This is a genomic window from Nonomuraea pusilla (assembly GCF_900109355.1).
GTDB lineage: Bacteria > Actinomycetota > Actinomycetes > Streptosporangiales > Streptosporangiaceae > Nonomuraea > Nonomuraea pusilla.
This window is the reverse complement of record NZ_FOBF01000026.1, coordinates 41,375-63,852: the sequence shown is the minus strand read 5'-3', so window position 1 is coordinate 63,852 and position 22,478 is coordinate 41,375. Positions and strand designations below refer to the sequence as shown.

28 protein-coding genes are annotated in these 22,478 nt (G+C 72.2%); 14 read left to right on the top strand and 14 right to left on the bottom strand.

All coding sequences use genetic code 11. The annotated features are described in order from the left end of the window. Positions 1–71 precede the first annotated feature (71 nt). Together ispF and BMX74_RS37185 are read right to left on the bottom strand one after the other, a co-directional pair. Positions 72–539, bottom strand: coding sequence for a 2-C-methyl-D-erythritol 2,4-cyclodiphosphate synthase (gene ispF, locus BMX74_RS37190; RefSeq protein WP_055504994.1), 468 nt, complete (start codon positions 537–539; stop codon positions 72–74). Between the two features lie 17 nt (positions 540–556). Then, positions 557–1,039, bottom strand: coding sequence for a CarD family transcriptional regulator (locus BMX74_RS37185; protein ID WP_020544658.1), 483 nt, complete (start codon positions 1,037–1,039; stop codon positions 557–559). Positions 1,040–1,279: 240 nt separating this feature from the next. Here BMX74_RS37185 and BMX74_RS37180 point away from each other — a divergent pair, with 240 nt between their 5' ends. Continuing rightward, positions 1,280–1,861 (top strand): copper chaperone PCu(A)C domain-containing protein, encoded by a 582-nt coding sequence (locus tag BMX74_RS37180; RefSeq protein ID WP_055504993.1) that lies wholly within the window; start codon positions 1,280–1,282, stop codon positions 1,859–1,861. 96 nt (positions 1,862–1,957) lie between these two features. Here the strand turns inward: BMX74_RS37180 and BMX74_RS37175 are convergent, their stop codons facing one another. Further along, a complete protein-coding gene (locus BMX74_RS37175; protein ID WP_055504992.1) occupies positions 1,958–2,650 on the bottom strand; it encodes a response regulator transcription factor in 693 nt (230 codons plus the stop codon). Then, entirely contained in the window at positions 2,647–3,816 is a 1,170-nt protein-coding gene (locus BMX74_RS37170; RefSeq protein WP_091105180.1) for a sensor histidine kinase, read from the bottom strand. Before BMX74_RS37170 ends, BMX74_RS37175 begins: the two co-directional genes overlap by 4 nt. 132 nt (positions 3,817–3,948) lie before the next feature. Here BMX74_RS37170 and phoU point away from each other — a divergent pair, with 132 nt between their 5' ends. Beyond that, a complete protein-coding gene (gene phoU, locus BMX74_RS37165) occupies positions 3,949–4,593 on the top strand; it encodes a phosphate signaling complex protein PhoU (RefSeq protein ID WP_055504991.1) in 645 nt (214 codons plus the stop codon). A gap of 64 nt (positions 4,594–4,657) precedes the next feature. Here the strand turns inward: phoU and BMX74_RS37160 are convergent, their stop codons facing one another. The 3 genes from BMX74_RS37160 to mshA are packed head-to-tail and all read right to left on the bottom strand — an operon-like array spanning position 4,658 to position 7,231. Then, positions 4,658–5,401 (bottom strand): phosphoglyceromutase, encoded by a 744-nt coding sequence (locus BMX74_RS37160; RefSeq protein ID WP_055504990.1) that lies wholly within the window; start codon positions 5,399–5,401, stop codon positions 4,658–4,660. A 28-nt stretch (positions 5,402–5,429) separates the two neighbouring features. Then, the gene (locus BMX74_RS37155; RefSeq protein ID WP_236714860.1) at positions 5,430–5,921 is read right to left on the bottom strand and encodes a type III secretion system chaperone family protein; all 492 of its coding nucleotides are present in this window, start codon (positions 5,919–5,921) and stop codon (positions 5,430–5,432) included. 32 nt (positions 5,922–5,953) lie between these two features. Beyond that, on the bottom strand, positions 5,954–7,231 hold the full coding sequence (gene mshA, locus BMX74_RS37150; protein ID WP_269085606.1) for a D-inositol-3-phosphate glycosyltransferase: 1,278 nt from the start codon (positions 7,229–7,231) through the stop codon (positions 5,954–5,956). Positions 7,232–7,324: 93 nt separating this feature from the next. Between mshA and BMX74_RS37145 the strand changes: the two genes are divergently transcribed. Both BMX74_RS37145 and BMX74_RS37140 read left to right on the top strand, forming a co-directional pair. Next, positions 7,325–8,068 carry an SDR family NAD(P)-dependent oxidoreductase gene (locus tag BMX74_RS37145; protein ID WP_091105179.1) on the top strand — a complete coding sequence of 248 codons (744 nt, stop codon included), beginning with the start codon at positions 7,325–7,327 and terminating at the stop codon, positions 8,066–8,068. Further along, positions 8,061–9,005 carry a class I SAM-dependent methyltransferase gene (locus BMX74_RS37140; RefSeq protein WP_256257510.1) on the top strand — a complete coding sequence of 315 codons (945 nt, stop codon included), beginning with the start codon at positions 8,061–8,063 and terminating at the stop codon, positions 9,003–9,005. Before BMX74_RS37145 ends, BMX74_RS37140 begins: the two co-directional genes overlap by 8 nt. Here BMX74_RS37140 and BMX74_RS37135 read toward each other — a convergent pair. Then, the gene (locus BMX74_RS37135; protein ID WP_055504986.1) at positions 8,978–9,481 is read right to left on the bottom strand and encodes an O-acetyl-ADP-ribose deacetylase; all 504 of its coding nucleotides are present in this window, start codon (positions 9,479–9,481) and stop codon (positions 8,978–8,980) included. The two genes, BMX74_RS37140 and BMX74_RS37135, sit on opposite strands and share 28 nt — an antisense overlap. A 54-nt stretch (positions 9,482–9,535) precedes the next feature. Between BMX74_RS37135 and BMX74_RS37130 the strand changes: the two genes are divergently transcribed. From BMX74_RS37130 to BMX74_RS37105, 6 genes are all read left to right on the top strand, one after another. Next, a complete protein-coding gene (locus BMX74_RS37130) occupies positions 9,536–9,892 on the top strand; it encodes a BlaI/MecI/CopY family transcriptional regulator (RefSeq protein WP_305728684.1) in 357 nt (118 codons plus the stop codon). Then, positions 9,889–10,800 (top strand): M56 family metallopeptidase, encoded by a 912-nt coding sequence (locus tag BMX74_RS37125; protein ID WP_055504985.1) that lies wholly within the window; start codon positions 9,889–9,891, stop codon positions 10,798–10,800. Before BMX74_RS37130 ends, BMX74_RS37125 begins: the two co-directional genes overlap by 4 nt. 61 nt (positions 10,801–10,861) lie before the next feature. Continuing rightward, positions 10,862–11,350 carry a helix-turn-helix domain-containing protein gene (locus tag BMX74_RS37120; protein ID WP_055504984.1) on the top strand — a complete coding sequence of 163 codons (489 nt, stop codon included), beginning with the start codon at positions 10,862–10,864 and terminating at the stop codon, positions 11,348–11,350. Positions 11,351–11,353: 3 nt separating this feature from the next. Then, complete coding sequence (locus tag BMX74_RS37115; RefSeq protein WP_055504983.1) at positions 11,354–11,776, top strand: hypothetical protein; 423 nt, start codon at positions 11,354–11,356, stop codon at positions 11,774–11,776. Positions 11,777–11,981: 205 nt separating this feature from the next. Further along, positions 11,982–12,344, top strand: coding sequence for a DUF2516 family protein (locus tag BMX74_RS37110; protein WP_055504982.1), 363 nt, complete (start codon positions 11,982–11,984; stop codon positions 12,342–12,344). 41 nt (positions 12,345–12,385) lie between these two features. Further along, positions 12,386–13,120 carry an alanyl-tRNA editing protein gene (locus tag BMX74_RS37105; RefSeq protein ID WP_055504981.1) on the top strand — a complete coding sequence of 245 codons (735 nt, stop codon included), beginning with the start codon at positions 12,386–12,388 and terminating at the stop codon, positions 13,118–13,120. Here the strand turns inward: BMX74_RS37105 and BMX74_RS37100 are convergent. After that, the gene (locus BMX74_RS37100; protein ID WP_055504980.1) at positions 13,117–14,094 is read right to left on the bottom strand and encodes a TetR/AcrR family transcriptional regulator C-terminal domain-containing protein; all 978 of its coding nucleotides are present in this window, start codon (positions 14,092–14,094) and stop codon (positions 13,117–13,119) included. The genes BMX74_RS37105 and BMX74_RS37100 overlap by 4 nt on opposite strands. Positions 14,095–14,203: 109 nt before the next feature. Here BMX74_RS37100 and BMX74_RS37095 point away from each other — a divergent pair, with 109 nt between their 5' ends. Then, on the top strand, positions 14,204–15,295 hold the full coding sequence (locus tag BMX74_RS37095; RefSeq protein WP_091105177.1) for an FAD-dependent oxidoreductase: 1,092 nt from the start codon (positions 14,204–14,206) through the stop codon (positions 15,293–15,295). 31 nt (positions 15,296–15,326) lie between these two features. Further along, positions 15,327–16,931 carry a DUF2207 domain-containing protein gene (locus BMX74_RS37090; protein ID WP_055504978.1) on the top strand — a complete coding sequence of 535 codons (1,605 nt, stop codon included), beginning with the start codon at positions 15,327–15,329 and terminating at the stop codon, positions 16,929–16,931. A 25-nt stretch (positions 16,932–16,956) separates the two neighbouring features. Here BMX74_RS37090 and BMX74_RS37085 read toward each other — a convergent pair whose 3' ends face one another. The 3 genes from BMX74_RS37085 to BMX74_RS37075 are packed head-to-tail and all read right to left on the bottom strand — an operon-like array spanning position 16,957 to position 19,035. Further along, positions 16,957–18,069: a hypothetical protein gene (locus tag BMX74_RS37085; RefSeq protein ID WP_143078907.1), complete on the bottom strand. Its 1,113-nt coding sequence runs from the start codon at positions 18,067–18,069 to the stop codon at positions 16,957–16,959. Continuing rightward, a complete protein-coding gene (locus BMX74_RS37080) occupies positions 18,066–18,617 on the bottom strand; it encodes a hypothetical protein (RefSeq protein ID WP_091105174.1) in 552 nt (183 codons plus the stop codon). Before BMX74_RS37080 ends, BMX74_RS37085 begins: the two co-directional genes overlap by 4 nt. Positions 18,618–18,627: 10 nt before the next feature. Then, positions 18,628–19,035 carry a hypothetical protein gene (locus BMX74_RS37075; RefSeq protein ID WP_091105172.1) on the bottom strand — a complete coding sequence of 136 codons (408 nt, stop codon included), beginning with the start codon at positions 19,033–19,035 and terminating at the stop codon, positions 18,628–18,630. A 184-nt stretch (positions 19,036–19,219) separates the two neighbouring features. On the opposite strand from BMX74_RS37075, the gene BMX74_RS37070 reads away from it, so the two are divergent. Next, a complete protein-coding gene (locus BMX74_RS37070; RefSeq protein ID WP_091105170.1) occupies positions 19,220–19,957 on the top strand; it encodes a TetR/AcrR family transcriptional regulator in 738 nt (245 codons plus the stop codon). Positions 19,958–19,990: 33 nt separating this feature from the next. Here the strand turns inward: BMX74_RS37070 and BMX74_RS37065 are convergent, their stop codons facing one another. Then, on the bottom strand, positions 19,991–20,902 hold the full coding sequence (locus tag BMX74_RS37065) for an asparaginase (RefSeq protein WP_055504973.1): 912 nt from the start codon (positions 20,900–20,902) through the stop codon (positions 19,991–19,993). Between the two features lie 60 nt (positions 20,903–20,962). On the opposite strand from BMX74_RS37065, the gene dtd reads away from it, so the two are divergent. Then, complete coding sequence (gene dtd, locus BMX74_RS37060; protein WP_055504972.1) at positions 20,963–21,388, top strand: D-aminoacyl-tRNA deacylase; 426 nt, start codon at positions 20,963–20,965, stop codon at positions 21,386–21,388. 144 nt (positions 21,389–21,532) lie between these two features. On the opposite strand, the gene ygfZ is transcribed toward dtd, so the two are convergent. Then, positions 21,533–22,471: a CAF17-like 4Fe-4S cluster assembly/insertion protein YgfZ gene (gene ygfZ / locus BMX74_RS37055; protein WP_055504971.1), complete on the bottom strand. Its 939-nt coding sequence runs from the start codon at positions 22,469–22,471 to the stop codon at positions 21,533–21,535. Positions 22,472–22,478 lie beyond the last annotated feature (7 nt).

The window sequence follows — 22,478 nt, the reverse complement described above, 5'->3', positions numbered from 1 at the left end:
CCCGAGCCCAAGAGAGAGCTTCGGCCTTCCGACGATCCACCGGAGCCGAGCGAGTGCGGGAGCCCGGCCGCTCACCCGAGTTGGGGCTTCACCACGAGCGCGGTCGCGAGGGCCGCCACGCCCTCTCCACGGCCCGTCAGGCCGAGACCGTCGGTGGTGGTGGCGCTGACGCTCACAGGGGCGCCCACGGCCGCGCTGAGGGCCTTCTCGGCCTCCTCGCGGCGCGGCGCCAGCTTGGGCCGGTTGCCGATGATCTGGACGGCCACGTTGCCGATCTCGTAGCCAGCAGCGCGCACCTGGCGCGCGGTCTCCTCCAGGAGGGTCGTGCCGGAGGCGCCGGCCCAGCGGGGGTCGGACGTGCCGAACAGCCCGCCGAGATCGCCCAGACCGGCGGCGGAGAGCAGGGCGTCGCAGGCCGCGTGGGCGGCGGCGTCGCCGTCGGAGTGGCCGGCGAGCCCGGTCTCGCCCGGCCAGTGCAGGCCGGCGAGGTGCAGCTCGCGCCCGGATGCGAACGGGTGGACGTCGACACCGACGCCCACCCGTGGAATGTTCGTGTTCAGGAGTTGAGAACCTCGTCGAGCAGGGCCTCGGCCTTGTCCTCGTTGGTCTTCTCGGCGAGCGCCAGCTCGCTCACGAGGATCTGGCGCGCCTTGGCGAGCATGCGCTTCTCGCCGGCGGAAAGGCCGCGCTCACGGTCTCTCCTCCACAGGTCGCGCACCACCTCGGCGACCTTGTTCACATCGCCGGACGCGAGCTTCTCCAGATTGGCCTTGTAGCGGCGCGACCAGTTGGTGGGCTCTTCCGTGTGCGGCATCCTGAGGACGTCGAAAACACGCTCAAGGCCTTCCTGGCCGACAACGTCGCGCACGCCGACGAGTTCCGCGTTTTCAGCTGGCACCTGGACGGTAAGGTCGCCCTTGTCGACCTTGAGCACCAGGTAGGTCTTTTCCTCACCCTTGATGGATCGCGTCGTGATTGCTTCGATCCGAGCAGCCCCATGGTGGGGGTAGACGACCGTGTCGCCGACCTGGAAAGTCATGTGACAAGTACCCCTTCCGCTGTACTCCAGGGTACCACGCGTCCACAGCCTCCCGGAACAGTGAAATCCCCATAACTGCAGGTCAAGGCCGCATATTAGCACTTGACAACCTCTCGACTGCATGAATGGGATTTCCGGACATACCGAATGACCTGCAGGGGGGTGGATATGACCACGGATTCGGGTCGATATGGTGGGCGCTGCCCCACACGCATGCGCTAGACCAAGGAGAACCCGCCCGTGACCCGCCGTCGCTGGATTGTCGCAGCCGCCGCGTTCTTGGCAGCCCCCGTACTGGCCGGCTGCGCGGCCGGATTCGACGCCAACACCAACAAGCCGTACCACCCGAACGAGGCGGCGGTGCTCATCGAGCAGGGCGCGTACGGCTCCCGCGGCATTCAGATCCCCCAGGCGTTCATCCTCGGCCCCGACTCGGGCGCGCAGATCGCCTGGCGCGGCTCCGTCCCCGTCTACCTGAACATCCTCAACACCGGAGGCGCCGCCGACACGCTCCAGTCCGTCTCGGCGGGCAGCATGGGCGAGGTCAAGCTGAAGGCCCCGATCCAGCTTCCGAGCAACGAGCTCGTCAACACCGGCAAGCCCGAGCCCCAGATCATGCTCGAAGGCGTCTCCAAGAGCCTCAGGGGCGGCGAGAGCATCCGTCTGGACCTCCAGTTCGCCAACGCCGGGACGATCTCTCTGAACGTGCCTGTGGTCACGCGCAGCCGGGAGTTCAAGGACTACCCGCCCGCCCCGAACGCGACCGCGGCGCCGACCCCCTCGGCCTCGCCGTCCCCGACCGCCTCGGAGGAGGCGCACTGACGCCGGCCCCGGCGTCCCCCTGACACGGAGAAGCCCTTGTCCTGGTACGGCGTGTCGTACCGGGACAAGGGCTTTCGCGTAGGGCGGCGCCGCCGCTCAGTCGTCGGCGGCGTCGAACTTGTAGCCCAGGCCGCGCACCGTGAGGATGCAGCGCGGGTTGGACGGGTCGGACTCGATCTTCGCGCGCAGCCGCTTGACGTGGACGTCCAGCGTCTTGGTGTCGCCCACGTAGTCGGCGCCCCAGACGCGGTCGATGAGCTGGCCCCGCGTGAGCACCCGCCCGGCGTTGCGCAGCAGCACCTCCAGCAGCTCGAACTCCTTGAGCGGGAGCTGCACCTGCTCGCCGCGCACGGCGACGACGTGCCGGTCCACGTCCATCCTGACCGGGCCGACCGCGAGCACCGCGGTCTCCAGCTCCTCCACCACGTCGCCCTGGCGGCGCAGCACCGCGCGGATGCGCGCGACCAGCTCGCGCGAGGAGAACGGCTTGGTCACGTAGTCGTCGGCGCCCAGCTCAAGCCCGACGACCTTGTCGATCTCGCTGTCCTTGGCGGTCAGCATGATCACCGGCACCTTGGAGCGCTGCCTGAGGGACCGGCACACCTCGGTGCCGGGCAGGCCGGGCAGCATCAGGTCGAGCAGCACCAGGTCGGCGCCGTTGCGGTCGAAGGTGTCGAGCGCCTCGGGCCCGGTCGCCGCGACCGACACCTCGAAGCCCTCCTTGCGCAGCATGTACGACAGTGCGTCGGAGAAGGACTCCTCGTCCTCGACGACAAGGACTCGGGTCATGAAGCAGCCTCCAGGGGAATCGAGGGTGGTACTGCGATCGCGGTGCCGCCGAAGGCGGGCAGGCGAAGCGTGAAGGTGGAGCCGGACCCCTCCTTGCTCCAGACGGACACCTCGCCGCCGTGCGCGGCCGCCACGTGCTTGACGATGGCCAGGCCAAGGCCGGTGCCGCCGGTGGCGCGTGAGCGGGCGGCGTCGACGCGGAAGAACCGCTCGAAGATGCGCTCCAGGGCCTCCTCGGGGATGCCGATGCCCTGGTCGCTGACGCTGATCTCGACCGAGTCGCCCGCGGGCCTGACGCTGACGACCACCCTGGTGTGCTCGGGGCTGTAGGCGACCGCGTTGTCGATGAGGTTGCGCAGGGCGGTGACGAGCAGCTCGTCGTCGCCCCAGGCGCGCAGCCCCTCGGTGCCGCCGGTGACGAGGGCGATGTCCTTGGCGACGGCCTTGGTGTTGCAGTGGTCGATGGCGTCGTGGACGGCCTCGTCGATGGAGACCTGGCCGGGGGTGGGGATGGGCTCGGCGCCCTGGATCCTGCTCAGCGTGATGAGGTCCTGGACGAGATAGGTCAGGCGGGCGGCCTCGTGCTGCATCCGCCCGGCGAAGCGGGTCACGGCCTCGGGGTCGTCGGCGGCGTCCTGGATGGTCTCGGCCAGCAGGCTGAGCGCGCCGACCGGGGTCTTCAGCTCGTGGCTGACGTTGGCGACGAAGTCGCGGCGCACCGCCTCGACCCTGCGCCGCTCGGTCTGGTCCTCCGCCAGCACCAGCACCTGCCCGTACGAGCCGAGGGGGGCGACGCGGACGGCGAAGTTCGTGGTCTCCTGGCCGAACTTGTGCCCGGCGACGTCGATCTCGCTCTCGCGGATCTCGCCGTCCCTGCGCACCTGCCGGGCCAGGGCGAGCAGCTCCGCGGCCATCAGCCTGTCGCCCTTGACCAGCCCGAACGCCCTGGCGGCCGAGCTGGCCCGCAGGACGCGGTCGTGGGCGTCGAGCACCACGGCGGACGAGGGCAGCACGGCCAGCACGGAGGCCACGCCCTGGGGCAGGGCGCCCGTGGGGGCGGCCTCGCCGGGGTCCTTCCTGCTCGGGGCCTCGATCTGGTTCCGGTAGAACAGCACCGCGATGGCGCCCACCACGAACCCGGCCAGGGCCGCGAAGCTCATGGCCATCTCACTCATGCCTCCGATGGTAGGTGGCGTTCTCGCAGGAACAGACCCCTCACCTGGGGATGAACAGCCCTTTCCTGGAAAGTTCATCTCGACGTAGGAGTTCGTTCATCGATCGCCACGTACGGTGACGACATGCGCGACGCGTACCACGAAGAACTCGATTCCCTCACCGGCAAGCTGGTCGAGATGACGCGGCTCGTCCGATCCGCGATCTCCCGCGCCACCACGGCGCTCCTGGACGCCGACCTCCCGCTCGCGGAGAGCGTGATCTCCCGCGACGAGGAGGTGAACGCGCTGTTCGCGGAGATCGAGACGTCGATCTTCGATCTGATGGCCAGGCAGCAGCCGGTCGCGGTGGACCTGAGAATGGTCATCACGGCGCTGCGCATGGGCACCGACCTGGAGCGCATGGGCGACCTCGCGGTGCACGTCGCCAAGGTGGCGCGCCTGCGGCACCCCGACTCGGCCATCCCGCCGGAGATCCGCTCCACGATCCTGGAGATGGGGCAGATCGCCGAGACGCTCGTCACCAAGGCGGGCAGCTGCGTGGCGTCGCGCGACGTGGACGCGGCCATGGAGCTCGACGAGGACGACGACGCGATGGACCGCCTGCACCGGCGGCTGTTCAGGAACATCCTGGCCAAGGACTGGCAGCACGGCGTCGAGCCGGCGATCGACATCACGCTGATCGGGCGGTACTACGAGAGGTACGCCGACCACGCCGTGCGCGTGGCGCGCGACGTCGTCTACCTGGTGACCGGCGCCCGTCCGAGCTGACCCGAGCCGACCCGAGCCGACCCGCGTGGACCCGCCCGCCGCCGAGGCGGGCGGGGGGCGGGGGTCAGCGGCCCTGGTTGGCCACGGCCTCGATCGCGGCGGCGGCCGCGTCGGGGTCGAGGTACTCGCCGCCCTTGCGCACCGGGCGGAAGTCGGCGTCGAGCTCGTACCTGAGGGGGATGCCGGTGGGGATGTTCAGCCCGGCGATCTCCTCGTCGCCGATGCCGTCGAGGTGCTTGACGAGGGCGCGCAGCGAGTTGCCGTGCGCCACGACCAGCACGGTGCGCCCGGCCGACAGGTCGGGGACGATCTCGTCGTACCAGTACGGCAGCATCCGCTCGACGACGTCCTTGAGGCACTCGGTACGCGGCATCAGCTCCGGCGGCAGCAGCGCGTAACGGGGGTCGCCCGCCTGGGAGTACTCGTCGTCGTCGGCGATGGGCGGCGGCGGCACGTCGTACGAGCGGCGCCAGAGCATGAACTGCTCGTCGCCGAACTCCTCGCGCGTCTGCGCCTTGTTCTTGCCCTGGAGCGCGCCGTAGTGGCGCTCGTTCAGCCGCCAGCTCCGCCTGACCGGCAGCCAGGCCAGGCCCGCCTCGCCGAGCGCGAACTGGGCCGTCTGGATGGCCCTCGTCAGCAGGCTCGTGTGCACGACGTCCGGCCGCACCCCGGCGTCCACCAGGAGCCTGCCGCCCCGGCGGGCCTCGTCCTCGCCCTTCGCCGACAGGGTGACGTCCACCCAACCGGTGAACAGGCCCTTCGCGTTCCAGTCACTCTCGCCGTGCCGCAGCAGCACCAAAGTCGCCATGCGGCCCATCCTATGTACGGCCCGCGGGCTACCGATCGGGGTCGGCGAACCGGGCGAAGGCCTGCAGGTTGGCCAGGGACTCTCCGCGTTTGGCCCGCCACTCCCACTCGCGCCTGATGGAGGAGGCGAACCCGATCTCCAGCGCCCGGTCGAACCACTCGTCGGAGTAGGTGAGGACGCAGCCGAGCAGCCTGTCGACCTCCTCGGCGTCGACGGCGGCCGGCGGGACCCTGCCCACGAGGTAGACGTCGCCGACGGGGTCGAGGGAGAAGTGGACGCCGTACATGGAGCCGTTCTTGCCGAGCAGCCAGCGGTAGAACTCCTCGTGGTTCTCGTCGGGCTGACGGCAGAAGAACGCCTCGACGTGCAGCACCCGCTCGCCGGCGATCAGCCAGGTCATGGTGGCCAGCTTGTGCTGTCCGGGCAGCTTGACCAGGAACGCCCCCGGCCGCGGCTCGTCGTAGGTGACGTCCGCGGCCTTGAGCGCCGCTTCGACGACTTCGCGCATGGGTGCAGCCATGCGTACAGCCTAGACAGGCGGCGGGGGCGGGGTCAGAAGTTGACGGCGACCGGAGCCTTTGTCAGGTGGGCGAGCGCCTGGGCGTAGACCTCCTTGAGCCGGGAGGCGGTCGCCTGCCAGCCGAAGGCGGCGGCGTGGTCGCGGGCGCCCGACGACAGGTGCTCGCGGAAGTCCGGCGCGGTGACGAAGGGCCGCAGCGCCAGGGCCCACCGCTCGGGGTCGTGGCCGTCCACGAGCACGCCGGAGACGCCGTCGCGGACGGCGGTGCGCAGCCCGCCCACGGCGGCCGCCGCGACCGGCGTGCCGCACGCCTGCGACTCCAGGGCGACCAGGCCGAACGACTCGCTGTACGACGGCACCACGGTGACGTCGGCCGCCCGGTACCAGTCGGCCAGCTCGTCCTGCGGGGCGGGCGGGACGAGGCGTACGACGTCGGAGATGCCCAGTTCGGCGGCGAGGTCGGTGAGGATCTGCGGGCGGGCGAGCCCGTTGCCCGAGGGGCCGCCGACGCAGGCCACGACGAGGCGCGAGCGCAGCGACGGGTCGTCGATGAGCATCCTGGAGGCGGCGCGCAGCAGCACGTCGGGGGCCTTGAGCGGCTGGATGCGGCCGACGAAGAGCAGGACGCGCGCGTCCTGCGGCAGCCCGAGGCGGCGCCTGGCGGCGCCCTGGGAGGCGGGCTGGAAGACGGTGAGGTTCACGCCGGGGTTGACGACGGCGACGCGGCCCTCGTCGGCGTCGTACAGGTCCATGAGCTCGCGGGCCTCGTCGGCGGTGTTGGCGACGAGGCGGTCGGCGATGGTGACGACCTGCTCCTCGCCGACGACGCGGGCCTGCGGCTCCGGCCTGTCGCCCTCGGCGAGCAGGAGGTTCTTGACCTTGGCCATGGTGTGCATGGTGTGCACGAGCGGCACGCCCCAGCGTTCCTTGGCCAGCCAGCCGACCTGCCCGGAGAGCCAGTAGTGGGAGTGGATGACGTCGTAGCGGCCCGGGTCGTACATGGCCTCGGTGCGCAGCACCTCGGACAGGAAGGCGCACAGCTGGCCGGGCAGGTCGGCGCGGTCCATCTCCTCGTACGGTCCCGCGGTGAGGTGCCTGACCAGGACGCCGGGGGCGAGTTCCGCGACGGGGGGCAGGTCGCGGGCGGTGGCCCGGGTGAAGATCTCCACCTCCACGCCGAGCTGGGCGAGCCGTTTGGCGGATTCGACGATGTACACGTTCATGCCGCCGGCGTCGCCCGTGCCGGGCTGGTCCAGCGGGGACGTGTGCATGCTTATGGTCGCGACCCGGCTGACCCGTCGTCGCCTCACTCGACACCACCTCCAAGCGGAATACAACTATCCAGATTTTTCCGACATTCCCGGCGGCAGCTCGCGGCGGGGGGTGCTGGCAGGATGGGCACCATGCGGAGAACGGCTGTGGTGACCGGCGCGAGCAGCGGAATCGGCGAGGCGACCGCGAGGCGGCTCGCCGCCGAGGGGTACGACGTGGTGGCGGGCGCGCGGCGCGTCGAACGCCTGGAGAAGCTGGCCGCCGAGGTGCCGGGGATCAGGCCCGCCGCGCTCGACGTCACCGACCAGGAGAGCGTCGAGGCGCTGGCCGCCTCGCTGGAGCGCTGCGACGTCCTCGTGAACAACGCGGGGGGCGCGCTCGGCCTGGAGCCGGTGGCGCAGGCCCACCCGGAGGACTGGCAGCGCATGTACGACGTGAACGTCCTCGGCTCGCTGCGCATGACCAGGGCGCTCACCCCCAAGCTGATCGCGTCGGGCGACGGCGTGCTGGTCATGCTCACCTCCACGGCCGCCCTGGTGTCGTACGAGGGCGGCGGCGGGTACTGCGCGGCCAAGCACGCGCAGTCGGCGATGACCGAGACGCTGCGCCTCGAACTCGTCGGCGAGCCCGTGCGGATCGTCGAGATCGCGCCCGGCATGGTGCGGACCGAGGGGTTCGCGGTGACCCGCTTCCGCGGCGACGAGGAGGCCGCGGCCAAGGTCTACGCGGGCGTCCCCGACCCGCTGACCGCGGGCGACGTCGCCGACGCCATCGCCTGGTGCGTGACCAGGCCCGCGCACGTCAACATCGACCGCATGGTGATCCGCCCGCGCGCCCAGGCGGCCCAGCACAAGGTGCACCGCGTCGGTGGCTGAGCCGGGCGGCGCGAGAGGGGCGGGCGGCCCTGCCGGCCCCCCTGCCGCCCCCCCTGCGGGCCGGGCGAGGGAGGCGGGGCGGCCGGCCGGCGCCGCCCAGGCGCGCCGCCCGGTCGGCACGATCACCAGGGGCACCACGGGACACAACCGGCTGCGGCGGGCCGACCGCTGGATCGCCGCCGTGCACGGCCCGCTGCTGCGCGCCGCCGACCGCCCCCTCGTCGTGGACCTCGGCTACGGCGCCTCCCACACGACCACGCTGGAGCTGTTCACCCGGCTGCGCGCGGTCGCGCCCGCCGTGGAGGTCGTCGGCGTCGAGATCGACCCGGCCAGGGTGGCCGTCGCCAAGCCGTACGAGCGCGAGGGGCTGAGCTTCGTCCTGGGCGGCTTCGAGCTGCCGGTGCCGCGCCCGCCGGCCCTGGTGCGCGCCTTCAACGTGCTGCGCCAGTACGGCGAGGAGGAGGCCTGGCACTACTGGGACGTCCTGCTGTCCGGGCTCGCCCCCGGCGGCGTCCTCGTCGAGGGCACCTGCTCCGAGAACGGGCGGCGGGCCGTCTGGGTGGGGCTCGACCGCTCAGGGCCGCGCACGCTCACCCTCTCGGCCCGTTTCGACGCCTTCGAGCGGCCCTCCGACCTGGCCGACCGGCTGCCCAAGACGCTCATCCACAGGAACGTCCCCGGGGAGCCGATCCACGCCTTCCTCAGGGACTTCGACCACGCGTGGGCGGTCAGCGCGCCGTACGGGGCGCACGGGCTGCGGCAGCGGTGGCTGGCCGCCGTGGAGGCCCTGCCCGCGCGCTGGGAGGTGGCCGCGCGCCCGCCGCTCGGCGGTCGCTCCAGGTGGCGGCTGGGCGAGCTGACCCTGCCCTGGCACGCGGTCGCCCCCCACGGCGGCCCGCGCGGCTCCGGTCAGAGCAGGGACTCGAACGCGGCGTAGGCGCGGGCGTCGAACAGGACGAACCGCACCTCGGCCACCCGCGTGGTCGCCTGGAGCACGGCGTCGAGCGCGATGCGCGCGGCGTCGTCGATCGGCCACCGGTAGACGCCCGTGGAGATGGCGGGGAAGGCCACCAGGGCGGCGCCCAGCGTGTCGGCGACGCGCAGCGACTCGCGGTAGCAGGAGGCGAGCAGGTGCGAGCGGTCCTCCGACGCGGAGTGGACGGGGCCGACCGTGTGGATGACCCAGCGGGCGGGCAGCCGTCCCGCGGTGGTGGCGACGGCCTGTCCTGTGGGCAGGCCCGCGCCGTACGTGGAGGCGCGCAGCCGCCTGCACTCCTCCAGGATCTCGGGGCCGCCGCGGCGGTGGATGGCGCCGTCCACCCCGCCGCCGCCCAGCAGGGAGGAGTTGGCGGCGTTCACGAGGGCGTCGGCCCGCTGCTCGGTGATGTCGCCCTGCACCAGCGTGATATCCATCTCTTCAGCCTCCCGGATGCCAGCTCGACAGGTTGTAGAGCTACCCTGATGGTCGTGAAGGGTCTTGGCGAGCTTGAGCGCAGCATCATGGACATCCTCTGGGCGGAGACGAACCCTCTGACCGCCCGCGAGGTCGGCAGGCTCATCGCCGACCGCGACCTCGCCCCCACCACCGTCATGACCGTACTCGACCGCCTCACTCGGAAGGGCTTCCTCAAGCGCACCCGCGACGGCCGCGCCTGGAGGTACGAGCCGGCCGAATCCCGTGACGCGTACATCGCGGAGCTTATGCTGGAGGCGTTGGACCTGACGGGCGACCGATCGGCCGCCCTGACCCGCTTCGCCCAGGCCGTGTCCGGCACCGAGGCGGAGATCCTGCGGAGAGCCCTCACGGAGCTGGAGGACGAGTGATCACGGCGGCGCTGCTCGCCGCGCTCGCTACCGCGTGCGCGCTTGGTGCCTGGCGTTTCACCACCGCCCGGTGGACCTCCCGCGCTCCCCGGGTCGCCATCATCCTCTGGCAGTCCCTGGGCGTCGCCTGGGGGCTGGCCACCACCGGCGCCATGCTGGCCTACGCGGTCCAGCCGTACGGCGCCGGCGTCCTCGCCGGCCTGCACGCGTTCGCGAACGGCGAGACCCCGCGCGAGCCGTGGGACCTCATGCACGTGCTCGCCATGATCGCCGGGCTGACGGCGCTCACGGTGCTGGTCGTCGTCCTGCTGACGGCGGGCGTCCAGGCGCTGCGGGCGCGGCGGCGGCACCGGCTGCTGCTGGCGCTGATCTCGCACGACGACCCGGGCGTGCCCGGCGTGCGGGTGCTCGACCACCCGAGCGCGGCGGCGTACTGCGTGCCCGGCCTGCGCTCGCAGGTCGTGGTCAGCGAGGGCACGATCAGGCTGCTGTCGCAGGACGAGTTGCACGCGGTGCTCGCCCACGAGGCGGCGCACGTACGGGAGCGGCACGACCTGGTGCTGCTGCCGTTCGCGGCGCTGCGCAGGGCGCTGCCCTGGTCGAAGGTCGTGCGCGACGCGCAGGACCAGGTGGAGCTGCTCGTCGAGATGGCCGCCGACGACCGCGCGCGCCGCTACTGCTCGCCGCGGCGGCTGGCCACCGCGCTGCTGCGCTTCGGCACGGCGGGCGCGATGCCCACCCCGCACGGCATGATCGGCCTGCACGCCCGCGCCCACACGGTCATGGCGAGGGTCGATCGCCTGGTCAAGCCGGGCCCGGAGCTGTCGAGGCGCATCCGGTACGGCTCCATCGCGCTCTCTGTGACGTTGCTCACCGCCACTCCCTTCCTGTGGGTCATCCAGCTCTGATTGCTTGCTGGCGTTAGCCATCGTGTTTGCAATTGCAAGCAGGGTGGTACAGACTGAAGGTATGGCACTACCGAAGGTCGGCTCGATCGGCGAGTACATCCGCGAGCAGCGGCAGCAGGCGAAGATCTCGCTGCGCCAGCTCGCAGCCGCGGCTGGGGTCAGCAACCCCTACCTGAGCCAGATCGAGCGCGGGCTGCGCAAGCCGAGCGCGGAGATCCTCAACCAGATCGCCAAGGGTCTGCGCATCTCCTCGCAGGCGCTGTACGTGCAGGCGGGCCTCATCGAGGACCGCGAGCCGCCCAGCGACGTGCTCACCGCGATCCAGGCCGACACCCACCTCACCGAGCGGCAACGCCAGGTGCTGATTGATATCTATGAGTCGTTCCGCAAGGAAAGGCACGCCGAGGACGAGCAGACCTCCCAGAACGCTCGCCCCCGGCGTGGCTCCCAGACGGACGACGAGCCGCTGCCTGAGGAGTATCTCGCCGCTCTTGAGCCCTATGCGGCGACCTCGGGCAACGACGTCACCCAGGAAACCAAGGAAGGTTAACCCATGACGCTCGCCACCGAAGTCAAGAAGCTCACCGATTCCAAGCCCTTCTACGCCGTCGCGGGTGTCGGCGACTACGCCGTGGAGAAGCTGCGCGAGCTGCCCGAGCAGCTGCAGAGGCTCCAGTCGCGCCGCGCCGAGCTCGCCAAGGAGCTGCCGGAGAAGGCCCGCGTCTACGCCGGCAAGGCCGAGGGCTTCGCCAAGGAGTTCCCGGAGAAGGCCCGCGAGTACGCCGACCAGTTCACCAGCAGGGCCACCGAGGTGTACGAGGACTTCGCGGCCCGCGGCCGCAAGATCGTCAGCCAGGCCAGCGGCCAGGCCGCGCTGGAGCTGGAGGAGGTCTCCGAGGCCGCCGAGCCGCCCGTCGCCCAGAAGGTCCAGCCGAAGAAGCCGGCCGCGCGCGGCGCCAGGACCGCCAAGGCCTGACCCCCGGGCCGTACCGAACGGATGACACGGAGCACCCGCCGCCCCGCCCAGGGACGGCGGGTCTCCGCTTCCAGGGGCGGCGGGCCTGCGCCGTCCACCTGTTCGCGCCCCTGACACGCGGACACCCGGTTCTCCGGGTGCCCGCCTGCCGGGGGCGGCCATTAGGCTGGGGCCGTCTCACAGCGGCGTTGGGCGGAGTGACCACATGAACCTCATCAACGGTGTCTTCAACCTCCTCTTCCTGGTGCTCGCCGCCATCATCTTCGGGATGTCGGTGTACGCCCTCGTACACGCCCTCAGGGTGCCCACGGCCGCGTTCGTCTCGGCCGGGAAGCTGCAGAAGAACCTGTGGCTGGTGATCCTCGTGCTGGCCACCCTGTTCTCCGGGGCGGGAGCGTGGAGCTACCTCCAGGCGTTCATGGTCGTCGGCGGGATGCAGTTCATCGGCATCGGCCTCGGCCTGTTCTCGATCCTCGCCGTCATCGCGGCCACCGTCTACATCGTGGACGTCAAGCCCGCCGTCAAGGGCATGGGCCGGGGCAACAACGGCCCGTACGGCCCGTGGTGAACACGGCGCCCGCGCCGATTCCCCGGGGCTAGGCTGCCGCCATGACCACCGACCTCCACGGGCGCACCAGCCGGCTCGAACTCTCCGACCAGACCCTGCGCGACTGGGAGGCCGTCGTCCTCGACGCCACCCCCGAGGGCATCGTCCTCGACAGGTCGGCCTTCTACCCGGGCGGCGGCGGTCAGCCCGCCGACCACGGGGTGCTGATCTGGCAGGGCGTGGAGACCCGCATCGTCGGCGCGCGCAAGGGCGACGACCTCCACCTGATCCCCGCCGAGGGCGACCCGATCCCGCCGGCGGGCGTCGTCGTGCGCGCGGCCGTGGCCGACGCGCGCCGCAGCGCCCTCATGCGCACCCACTCCGGGCTGCACGTCCTGTGCGGCGTCGTGTTCAGGGACTACGGCTGCCTCGTCACCGGCGGCAACATGGACGAGCTGAGCGCCCGCATGGACTTCAACCTGCCCGAGGTGCCCCCCGGCTTCAAGGAGGCCGTCGAGGACGCCTGCAACGCCGAGGTGGCCGCCGACCGGCGCATTGACGTCAAGGTGCTGCCGCGCGAGGAGGCGTTCGCGATCCCCGACATCATCCGCACCGCCACGAACCTCGTGCCCGAGCACGTCCAGGACGTCAGGATCGTCGACATCGTCGGGCTCGACACGCAGGCCGACGGCGGCACCCACGTGGCGTCCACGCGGCAGATCGGGCGCATCAAGGTCGCCAAGATCGAGAGCAAGGGCCGCGGCTTCCGCCGCCTGCGCATCACGATCTCCGACTAGCCCCGGCCGCTCCGACCGGCCCCGCCCGCGGCTTCGCCGATCACGGTGGCGAGCCCGTCGAGCAGCGGGGCGAGCCCGAACTCGAAGAGCACGTCCAGGTCCAGGTCGAAGTCGCCGCCCAGCTCGGCCACCGCCGCGGCGAACGCCGGATACCCGCCCGACCCCGCGATGGCGGCGATGGCGTCCTCCTGCCCGTGCATCCACTCGTCGCCGGTGAGGCCGGTGGAGGCGCGGTCCCGGGTCTCCCGCTCCAGGTTGGCCGCGATGCCCTGCACGTAGCTGTAGAGCAGGATGTGGACGTGCATCCTGGACGTCGCGTCGAGCCCCGTGCCGTCCAGGGCCGACAGCGCCCACTCGGTGTGCCTCAGCAGGCTCGGCGACGGCAGCGGGCGGGTCAGTGACGTGACCCCGGCCATCCAGGGGTGCGCGCGGTAGGCGGCCCACTGCGCCCGCGCCGCCGCCTCCAGCCTGGCCCGCCAGCCGTCCGGCGGCTGCCTCGGCAGCGGGAACCGGTCGAGCACCTCGTCGACCATGAGCATGACGAGGTCGTCCTTGCCGCCGACGTGGCGGTAGAGGGACATCGTGGCGGCGCCCAGGCGGGCGGCGACGGCGCGCATGGTGACGGCGCCCAGGCCCTCCGCGTCGGCGAGCTCGATGGCGGCCCTGACGATGCGTGCCCGCGCCAGGTCCCGTTCTCCCACCCCGCCGGTGGGCGCGGTCACCTCGCCGCGCCCCGCATCCCGCCGCCCCTGCCTCGCGCGCGGCTGGGCCACGACGGTGCCCACGCGGGGTTCGGCCACCACCACGCCCTCCTGCGCCAGCACCGACAGCGCCTTGGCGGCCGTGGCGAGCGCGACCCCCCAGTCCCTGGCGAGCTGCCGGGTCGACGGCACCCGCTCGCCCGGCCGCAGCCTGCCCTCGGCGACGCGCCGCTTCACGTCCTCGACGATCCGCGCGTACGGCGCAGCTCCCATGCCGACCTCCTCTGTACTAGTACAGATCTTAGCGAGAATCCCTTGTAGGCCGCTATGCGTACTACGTACATTCAGTGCGCGTACAACGTCAACAGACAGGGAGACAGCGATGAAGGTCCTCATCGTAGGCGCCGGGATCGCCGGGTCGGCGCTCGCGTACTGGCTGACCCGCCACGGCGCGGACGTCACGCTCGTCGAGCGCGCCCCCACGCCGCGCACCGGCGGCCAGGCCGTGGACATCCGCGGCGCCGCGCTCACCGTGGCCGACCGCATGGGCGTCCTCGACGGCGCCAGAGCCCTGCGCACCACCATGCGCGGCATGTCCATGGTGGACGGCGACGGCAACGAGATCATGCGCTCCACCGAGGAGACCGTCAGCGCGGGACGACTCGACAGCGACGACGTCGAGATCGGCCGCGACGACCTGATCGGGCTCCTCGCCGACGCCGCCCGCGGGGCCCGCCACCTGTACGGCGACTCCGTCGCCGCCCTCGACCAGGACGAGCGGGGCGTGGACGTGGTGTTCGACGGCGGCGCCAGGGCCAGGTACGACCACGTCGTCGGCGCCGACGGCCTGCACTCGGCCGTGCGCGCCCTCACCTTCGGCCCCGAGGAGCGCCTCATCCGCCACCTCGGCATGTACGTCTCCATCTTCACCGCGGAGAACGTCCTCGGCCTCGACCGCTGGCAGGTCTGGCACCGGGAGGGCGACGCCGGGTTCGGCCTGTTCAGCGACAGGGACCCGGCCGTCATGAAGGTCAACCTGGGCTTCGCCGCCGGGCCGATCGTCTACGACCACCGCGACGTCGTCCAGCAGAAGCGCCTGGTCGAGCAGCACTGCGCCGGGCTGCGCTGGGAGGGAGCGCGGCTGATCAAGGCGATGTGGGAGGCGGACGACTTCTACTTCGACGCGATGGCCCAGGTACGGATGGACCGCTGGTCGCGGGGCCGGGTCACGCTCGTCGGCGACGCGGGCTACTGCGCCTCGCCGCTGTCCGGCCAGGGCACCAGCCTGGCCCTCGTCGGCGCGTACGTGCTGGCGGAGGAGCTGGCGGCGAGCCCCGAGGGTGCGTTCACCAGGTACGAGCACCGCATGCGCCCGTTCGTCGCGGCCAACCAGGCGCTCGCCCTGGAGAACCCCGGCCAGGCCGCGGCCGGGGAGAGCGTGGCCAGGGCGGCGACTGCCATCACGATCGACTGATAAGCACCCCTTACCGATACGATGTGCCGCCATGACGGGTATCAGGCGCACGCTGACCGCCTTGGGGGCCGCCGCTCTGGCGCTGACCGCCGTCCCCGCCCACGGGGAGGCCGGCATCACCGACGAGGTGACGATGACCCTCGGCAAGGACGGCACGCTGCACGTCGTCGAGAAGATCACGGGGGCGTCCGGCGAGCTGAAGCGCACGTTCATCACGCGTACGCGCTACGACGACGACAGCGACCGCGTCTACCGGATCTCGAACGTCAAGGGCGGCACCCTCGCGGGCGACGTGCTGACCACCAAGGGCGGCACGGTCGAGTACGACGTCAAGGGCGCGGTGGCCTCCTCCGGAGGGGTGGAGGAGCTGCGCTGGTTCGCCGTGAACGGCTGGAGCACCACGGTCGCCAGGGCCACGGTCAAGGTCGCCGGCCCCGGCCAGGTGCAGAACCTGTCCTGCTTCGCGGGAGAGCTGACGTCCGCCATCGGCTGCACCTCGGCCTCGATGGACCACTCCGCCACCGAGGCCGATTTCGAGCAGGAGAACATCGCGCCCGGCCAGGCGCTGACGGTCGTGGTCGGCTACCCGAAGGGGTCCAGCTCGGGCGCGCCGATCCTGGAGAAGCGCTTCTCCCTGGCCAGCGCCTTCACCCTGAACACCGTCACCGGCGGCGCCCTCGCCGGTCTGCTCGTGCTGCTGCTCGGCGGCGTCGCACTGCTGTACTGGACGCGCGGGCGCGACGCCCGCGTGGCCGGGCACGAGCAGGGCCCGGTCGATCCCGTGCGGAACGGGCACTTCTCCCCGCCCGACGGGGTGCGTCCCGGCCAGATCGGCACCCTCGTGGACGAGCAGGCCGACGTCATCGACGTCACCGCCACCATCGTGGACCTGGCGGTGCGCGGGTACCTGCGCATCGACGAGCAGCCGCGCGGCCCGTACGACGCGCCCGACTGGATGCTCGTCAAGCTGCCGACCGCGCCCGTCGACGCGCTCCTCGCCTACGAGCGGGCGCTGTACGACGCGATCTTCGAGGGCCGCGACGGGGTGCTGCTGTCGCAGCTGTCCGGCTCGTTCGCCAGCCACCTGGGCCAGGTGCGTGACGCGCTGTACGCCGACGTGGTGACGCAGGGCTGGTTCGCGCGGCGTCCCGACACCGAGCGCACCCGCTGGACCACCGTCGGCGTGGTGCTCATCGGCGCCGGCGTCCTCGCCACCGTGGCGCTCGCCTGGTTCACCACGTACGGGCTGCTCGGGCTGGGGGTCGTCATCGCCGGCGGCGCGCTGGCGGTCGGCGGCCAGTACATGCCGGCGAAGACGGCCAAGGGCTCGGCGGCGCTCGCGCACACGCTGGCCTTCCGCCGGTACCTGTTCTCCGGCGAGCTGGGCGAGGTGCCCGAGCAGCACCGCGTGGAGCTGTTCTCCCGCTACCTGCCGTACGCCGTCATCTTCGACGGCGTCGAGCACTGGTCGCGCGTGGTGGCGTCGGTGACGGGCAACGGCGGCCCCGCCGACAACCTGTACTGGTACCACGGCCCGGCCGAGTGGGACCTGTCCAAGTTCGCCGGCTCGATGCGGACGTTCACCACGACCACCTCGGGCGCCATCTCCGCCACCCGCCAGTTCCGCTCCCTCTGACGGGCGGGCCCGCCGGGGCGGCCCGTCAGAGTCCGTGGGGAGGGCTGTGGACGCCGCCCTTCTTCTCCCGCAGCATCATGCGGACGGCGTCCGCGACGGCCTGGAAGTCCGGGTCCTTCCCCCGGTGGACGACGTGCTGGGCGCCCGCCTGCCCCTGCCGCGCGGGCGTCCGCCTGCTGCCGATGCCGGTGACGATCCGCACCCGGTCGCCGCTCGACACCACGAGTTCGAAGTAGCGTTCCGTGTCCGCGGTGAACAGGTACTTCTGCGACGGCCTCGGCTGGATCTGGATACGCCCTCCCGCGTTCGGATCCGACTCGCTGTGCACGGCCACCACGTCGTTGTAGTGGTACTCGGTGGTGCGCTCCTCGTCGAGCGCGCCCGTGAAGGTGTCCAGGACGCACCGGTACAGCGCCAGGTGATAGCGGGTGGTGCAGATCACCATGACCTCGTACCTGCTGTACCGGCGCCTTCCGTCGGCGCCCGCGGCCGACCAGACGGCGTAACCGGCCCCGTACGCCGGCCCGTAGACCACGAAGGGGTCGTGGACGTCGGCCGAGTTCGACGGGGCGGAGGCGTCGAACGAGACCCGGTGGCGGGCCATGTACGCCGGGCGGACCAGGTCGTCGGGGTGGACGTTGAGGGTGATCAGCGCGCGTGACTTGATCAGCTCGATGTCCTGCCGCAGCACGCGGTCCATCTGGCCGTCGGAGGGCTTCGGCTCGGCCAGCGCGTGGCGCCGGTGGTACTCCCGCAGCGCCCGGAGTGCCCGCTCCCGCTCGTTGTTCGCGTCCTCCCAGGCCCGGTGCGCGGCCTCCCGTTCGGCCTCCTCCCGCTCCTTCGGGGTCAGGTAGGCGCGTACGGCGATGACCGCGGCGCCGGCGAGGCCGAGGAACCCGAGGAAGCCGCTCCCCGTGACGGACATCACGAGGGAGACGAACGCCAGGGCCCCGGCGACGACCAGCCGGTTGTTCTGCTCCCGCTTCCTTGTGCCGGGGTGCGGCCGGCGGGCGCGCGCCTCCGCCATGCGGCGCTCGGCGTCGCGGAGACCGGCCTCGGCGTGCGCGAGTTCGGCCGGGTCCGGCGGGTCGAGGAAGTACTTCCTGATCTCCTCGGGCGACGGCCTGGCGGCGCTCACCGCGCGCCCCTCCCTCTGCCGGCCTCGGCCCTGGCCGAGAGAGCCCGCCACCACACGCTCCCGGGCGCCGGGACGTGCTCGGTCAGCTCCTGGGCACGTCCCGCGGGCACCCGGCGGACGAGGCTCCGCTCGCCCTGCGTCAGTGACCTCCTGCTCCTCCCCCACCGCTGCAGGTACGCGTCCTGGACGAGGAGCGCGGCGACGACGGCGGGGCGGCACGCCGCGTCGAGGGAGGCGGCGGCCCGCAGCCGCCGCGCCACCGCCTCCACGGTGTCGTGGCCGTGCTCGCACGGGTTGCGTCCGTGCAGCGTCGCCAGCGCCAGGTAGTAGTGGGCGAACGGGTCGTCGTGCCGCAGGGCGAGCAGCCGACGGAAGTGCCGCGCAGCCGACGGGTAGTCGCGGGCTCTGAGCGCGTTCGTCCCCGAGCCGAGGTGGTCTTCACGGGCGGGGGCGGCGGTGATGTTCGTGATGTTCTGCGTGCCCTTGCCGAGCACCGGCCCGTGGAAGGCCGTCCCGCTGACGCGGATGTCGTCCCCGAGGTGGGCCACGGTTCGCCGGCTACCGGACATTCTGGGTGCCCTTGCCGAGCACCGGCCCGAGGAAGGTGCCGCTGACGCGGATGTCGTCGCCCATCCTGACCTGCGCCACCCGGGGGGCGGCCGCGTCGACGACGGCACGCAGTTCGGCGGCCGTCGCGGGGTCGTCGGCGAGCAGCCGGCGCAGCCGCGACCGCCACTCGGCCTCGATGTCCTGTGCCGCCTGGAGGTCGCCTGCCTGCCGGGCGGCCAGCAGGTGGGCCCTGGACTCCTCCAGGTCCTGCGCCGCGGCCTCCACGACGTCCCGTCCGCCGCGCCGCCCGAACATGGTCGCCAGCCGCGTGCGGAACTGCGACCAGGCGTCGGTGACCATCAGGGTCACCAGGGTGGTCGCACCGGTCTGGAGCAACGCCGTCGACTCGGCGTCCATCGCCGACTCCTTCCGTGGGGGACGAGCCTCCACTGAGAATGAAGACCATTAGAAGAGTTAAGGCAATTAACTCCGTGATCGGTCTTGAGCGCAAGCGGAATCGCGTGATCGGCGCGACGGGGCCGGGGCGTAAGGTGGGCCGGGTTGCTCAGCACGGCATGGCAGTGGCCGAGGAGGATGACAGGTGAGCGTGGCGTCGGGGAGTGCGGAGGGGGCCTCTCGGCGGGAGAGGCAGCGCGAACAGCTCCTGCGCGATGCCAGGGCGGCCGCCCGGCAGATCACGGCGTCCGAGGGCGTCGAAGGGCTGACGCTGGCGGCCGTCGCCAGGAGAGTGGGGGTCAGCTCACCCGCGCTCTACCGCTACTTCGACGGCAGGCAGGGGCTCGTCCACGCGCTCTACGAGGACCTCACGGCAGAGCTGATCGGCGCCGTGCGCGAGGCCGCGCGGCGCCAGGACGAGGACGACATCAGCGCGCAGCTCGACGCCGCCACCCGCGCCGTGCTGGAGTGGTCGCTGGCCAACCGCGCGGAGTTCGGCCTGCTGATGGGCGCCACGTACGCCACCGCCGCCGCGTCGCAGACGGAGCTGCGCCATGTCATCTCCCGCGAGCTCGGCGGCGTGTTCGGCGAGCTGTTCCTGCGCCTGCTGCGCACCAAGGGCCTGGAGTACCCGCCCGACGACCGCATCCCGCCCGCCCTGCGCCGCCAGCTCGCCACCTACCGCGAGATCCTCCAGCCCGAACTGCCGCTCGGCGTCGTCCAGGTCATGATCGCCTGCTGGCGCCAGATCTACGGGCTGGTCAGCATGGCCGTCTACGGCCACCTCGCCTTCGCCTTCGACGACATCGAGCCGCTCTTCGACGACATGATGGACAGCCTGCTCGCCCTGCTCGGCCTGGAGCCCAGCCCGAACCGGCGGTGAACGGCCCCCGGCCGCACCGCCGGCCCCGACACCTCAGAGGCGGACGCGCAGCTCACCCACGGGGCGACCGCCGCCGAGCAGGGGCGGGTGGGCCAGTTCCTCCAGGGCGGGCGCGTCGAGGCCGAGCGAGCGCAGCGCCGCGACCGTGACCGGCGTCCTGGCGCGCTGCGAGCCGTCCTCGATCTTGACGGTGCCGGCGCGGCCGTCCTCGAAGGCGAACGCGTCGAACGCCTCCGCCCCCGCCTTGAGCACGAGCCCGGGCACCGCCCGCATGATGGCGGCCTCGGGCCGGTTCGTGCCGGACGTCCACTCGGGGAAGGCCCGCATGGCGTCGAAGACGCGCCGCTCGGGCGAGCCCGCCTCCGCCAGCGGGAACGCGCGGAACGCCCTGGTCACGCCGAGCATCGACACGAAGAACAGCGGCGCGCCGCAGCCGTCCACGCCGGAGGCGGCGACCCGCTCGCCGGTCAGCTCCTCGACGGTCTCGCGGATGGCGCGCTGGAGCGGGTGCCTGGGTTCGAGGTAGGTGTCGGTGGGCCAGTCGTTGACCACGCAGGTGGCCAGCATCGCGGCGTGCTTGCCCGAGCAGTTCATGTAGACGCGGCCGTACGCGGTGGACGCCCGGTCGTCCGGGTGGTCCTCGGGGCAGCGCAGGGCCGACTCGTCCAGCCCGGCCTCGGCGAGGATCTTCCTGACGCCGTCGACGTGGAAGGACTCGCCGGAGTGGGAGGCGCAGGCCAGGGCGAGCAGCTCGCCCTCCAGTCGCAGGCCGCTGCGCAGCATGCCGAGCGCCTGCAGCGGCTTCATCGACGACCGCGGCGAGGCCGGGACGTGCACCGCCCCGCGCGTCTCGACCGGCCGGCCCTCCGCGTCGACGGTCAGCATGCGGGCGTGGTGGGTGGACTCCACGAAGCCCGACCGGACAACTTCCACAACTAGCGACATTTCGCGCCCCTTTCCGGCACGAGTCTACGGAGCGCCGCAGGTGGGCCAGAATGGGATGCCATGCGAGCAGTTGTGCAGCGGGTGACCTCGGCGTCCGTGGTGGTCGAGGGGACGACGGTCGGGGCTGTCGACGAGCCGGGGCTGCTCGTCCTCGTGGGCGTCACCCACACCGACACCCGCGCCGAGGCCGCCAAGCTGGCGGCCAAACTGTGGGGGCTGCGCGTCCTCGACGGCGAGAAGTCGTGCTCCGACGTCGGCGCGCCGCTCCTGGTGGTCAGCCAGTTCACCCTCTACGGCGACGCCCGCAAGGGCAGGCGGCCCACCTGGCAGGCCGCCGCCCCAGGCCCGGTGGCCGAGCCGCTGGTCGAGGCGGTGGTCGAGGAGCTGCGGGCGCTGGGCGCCCGCGTCGAGACCGGCGTCTTCGGCGCCGACATGAAGGTGTCGCTCGTCAACGACGGCCCGATCACCCTGATCCTCGAACTCTGACCACCCGCCGCCCCGCCCCATGAACGGGCACCGCGGCGTCGCCCCCGGGACGGCCGCCACACGCCTGTCCCGCGTACGGGACAGGCGCGGGCACGCGCGACACCCCCGCCACATGCCTGGCCCGCAGGTGGAAAGGCGCGGGGGTCAGCGGATGCGGCGGCGCAGCGCCGGGTCGATCGAGACGTTGCGGCCGGCGTCCGGCGGCACCACGACCTCCTGCGACGCGGCCACGCCGCCCGCCAGCAGCGTGGCGTCGACCGGCACCGCCCGCTTGACCACGGCCAGCGCGATCGGCCCCAGCTCGTGGTGCCGGGCCGACGAGCCGACCACGCCCACCTCCTGGCCGTCGAGCAGCACGGGCGCCCCGTGCGGCGGCAGCGTCTCGACGCTGCCGTCGAGGTGCAGGAACACCAGGCGGCGCGGCGGATGCCCGAGGTTGTGCACCCGGGCGACCGTCTCCTGACCCCGGTAGCAGCCCTTGCTGAGGTGCACCGCCGAGCCGACCCAGCCGACCTCGTGCGGGATCGTCTTGTGGTCGGTCTCGAAGCCGAGCCGCGGCCGGTACGCCTCGATACGCAGCGCCTCGTACGCCCACAGGCCCGCGAGCGGCCGGCCGAGGTGGCCGGGCAGCTCGGCGCGCGGCACCAGGAAGTCCTCGGTGGCGGTGGACAGCACGGCCAGGTCGTCGGCCCGCGACACCTCGACGCGCAGCATGAAGCGCATGCGGTCGAGGTAGTCGATCAGGCTCTGCCCGGTGCCGGGCTCGACGTGCGCCAGCACGCTCTCACCGTCGTCGACCAGCGTGAGGTGGTGCTGCACGCGCCCCTGCAGGTCGAGGTCGAGGGTCTGGGTCCACTGGCCGGGCGTCAGCGTGTCGAGCTTCTGCGAGGTCAGGTCGTTGAGCCATTTCAGCCGGTCGGCGCCGGAGATCCGGATCACCTCGCGGTTGCTGCGGTCGACGACCGCCTCGCCCTTGGCCAGCGCGCGCTGCTCGGCGAAGATGTCGCCGTAGTGTGCCGCCACGTCGGAGTCGGGCCCCTCGGCCGGGACGGCGCCGGGAAGATCGAGCAGAGGGCTACGCATGCACCCA

What these genes read in the sequence shown, in the direction of transcription:
- BMX74_RS37065 (WP_055504973.1), bottom strand. Translation starts at nt 20,902, where the DNA reads ATGTCGCTAGTTGTGGAAGTTGTCCGGTCGGGCTTCGTGGAGTCCACC.
- BMX74_RS37145 (WP_091105179.1), top strand. Translation starts at nt 7,325, where the DNA reads ATGCGGAGAACGGCTGTGGTGACCGGCGCGAGCAGCGGAATCGGCGAG.
- BMX74_RS37135 (WP_055504986.1), bottom strand. Translation starts at nt 9,481, where the DNA reads ATGGATATCACGCTGGTGCAGGGCGACATCACCGAGCAGCGGGCCGAC.
- BMX74_RS37155 (WP_236714860.1), bottom strand. Translation starts at nt 5,921, where the DNA reads ATGGCTGCACCCATGCGCGAAGTCGTCGAAGCGGCGCTCAAGGCCGCG.
- BMX74_RS37090 (WP_055504978.1), top strand. Translation starts at nt 15,327, where the DNA reads ATGACGGGTATCAGGCGCACGCTGACCGCCTTGGGGGCCGCCGCTCTG.
- BMX74_RS37105 (WP_055504981.1), top strand. Translation starts at nt 12,386, where the DNA reads ATGACCACCGACCTCCACGGGCGCACCAGCCGGCTCGAACTCTCCGAC.
- dtd (WP_055504972.1), top strand. Translation starts at nt 20,963, where the DNA reads ATGCGAGCAGTTGTGCAGCGGGTGACCTCGGCGTCCGTGGTGGTCGAG.
- BMX74_RS37175 (WP_055504992.1), bottom strand. Translation starts at nt 2,650, where the DNA reads ATGACCCGAGTCCTTGTCGTCGAGGACGAGGAGTCCTTCTCCGACGCA.
- BMX74_RS37115 (WP_055504983.1), top strand. Translation starts at nt 11,354, where the DNA reads ATGACGCTCGCCACCGAAGTCAAGAAGCTCACCGATTCCAAGCCCTTC.
- BMX74_RS37095 (WP_091105177.1), top strand. Translation starts at nt 14,204, where the DNA reads ATGAAGGTCCTCATCGTAGGCGCCGGGATCGCCGGGTCGGCGCTCGCG.
- BMX74_RS37110 (WP_055504982.1), top strand. Translation starts at nt 11,982, where the DNA reads ATGAACCTCATCAACGGTGTCTTCAACCTCCTCTTCCTGGTGCTCGCC.
- BMX74_RS37120 (WP_055504984.1), top strand. Translation starts at nt 10,862, where the DNA reads ATGGCACTACCGAAGGTCGGCTCGATCGGCGAGTACATCCGCGAGCAG.
- BMX74_RS37100 (WP_055504980.1), bottom strand. Translation starts at nt 14,094, where the DNA reads ATGGGAGCTGCGCCGTACGCGCGGATCGTCGAGGACGTGAAGCGGCGC.
- BMX74_RS37185 (WP_020544658.1), bottom strand. Translation starts at nt 1,039, where the DNA reads ATGACTTTCCAGGTCGGCGACACGGTCGTCTACCCCCACCATGGGGCT.
- BMX74_RS37170 (WP_091105180.1), bottom strand. Translation starts at nt 3,816, where the DNA reads ATGGCCATGAGCTTCGCGGCCCTGGCCGGGTTCGTGGTGGGCGCCATC.
- ygfZ (WP_055504971.1), bottom strand. Translation starts at nt 22,471, where the DNA reads ATGCGTAGCCCTCTGCTCGATCTTCCCGGCGCCGTCCCGGCCGAGGGG.
- phoU (WP_055504991.1), top strand. Translation starts at nt 3,949, where the DNA reads ATGCGCGACGCGTACCACGAAGAACTCGATTCCCTCACCGGCAAGCTG.
- BMX74_RS37160 (WP_055504990.1), bottom strand. Translation starts at nt 5,401, where the DNA reads ATGGCGACTTTGGTGCTGCTGCGGCACGGCGAGAGTGACTGGAACGCG.
- BMX74_RS37075 (WP_091105172.1), bottom strand. Translation starts at nt 19,035, where the DNA reads ATGGACGCCGAGTCGACGGCGTTGCTCCAGACCGGTGCGACCACCCTG.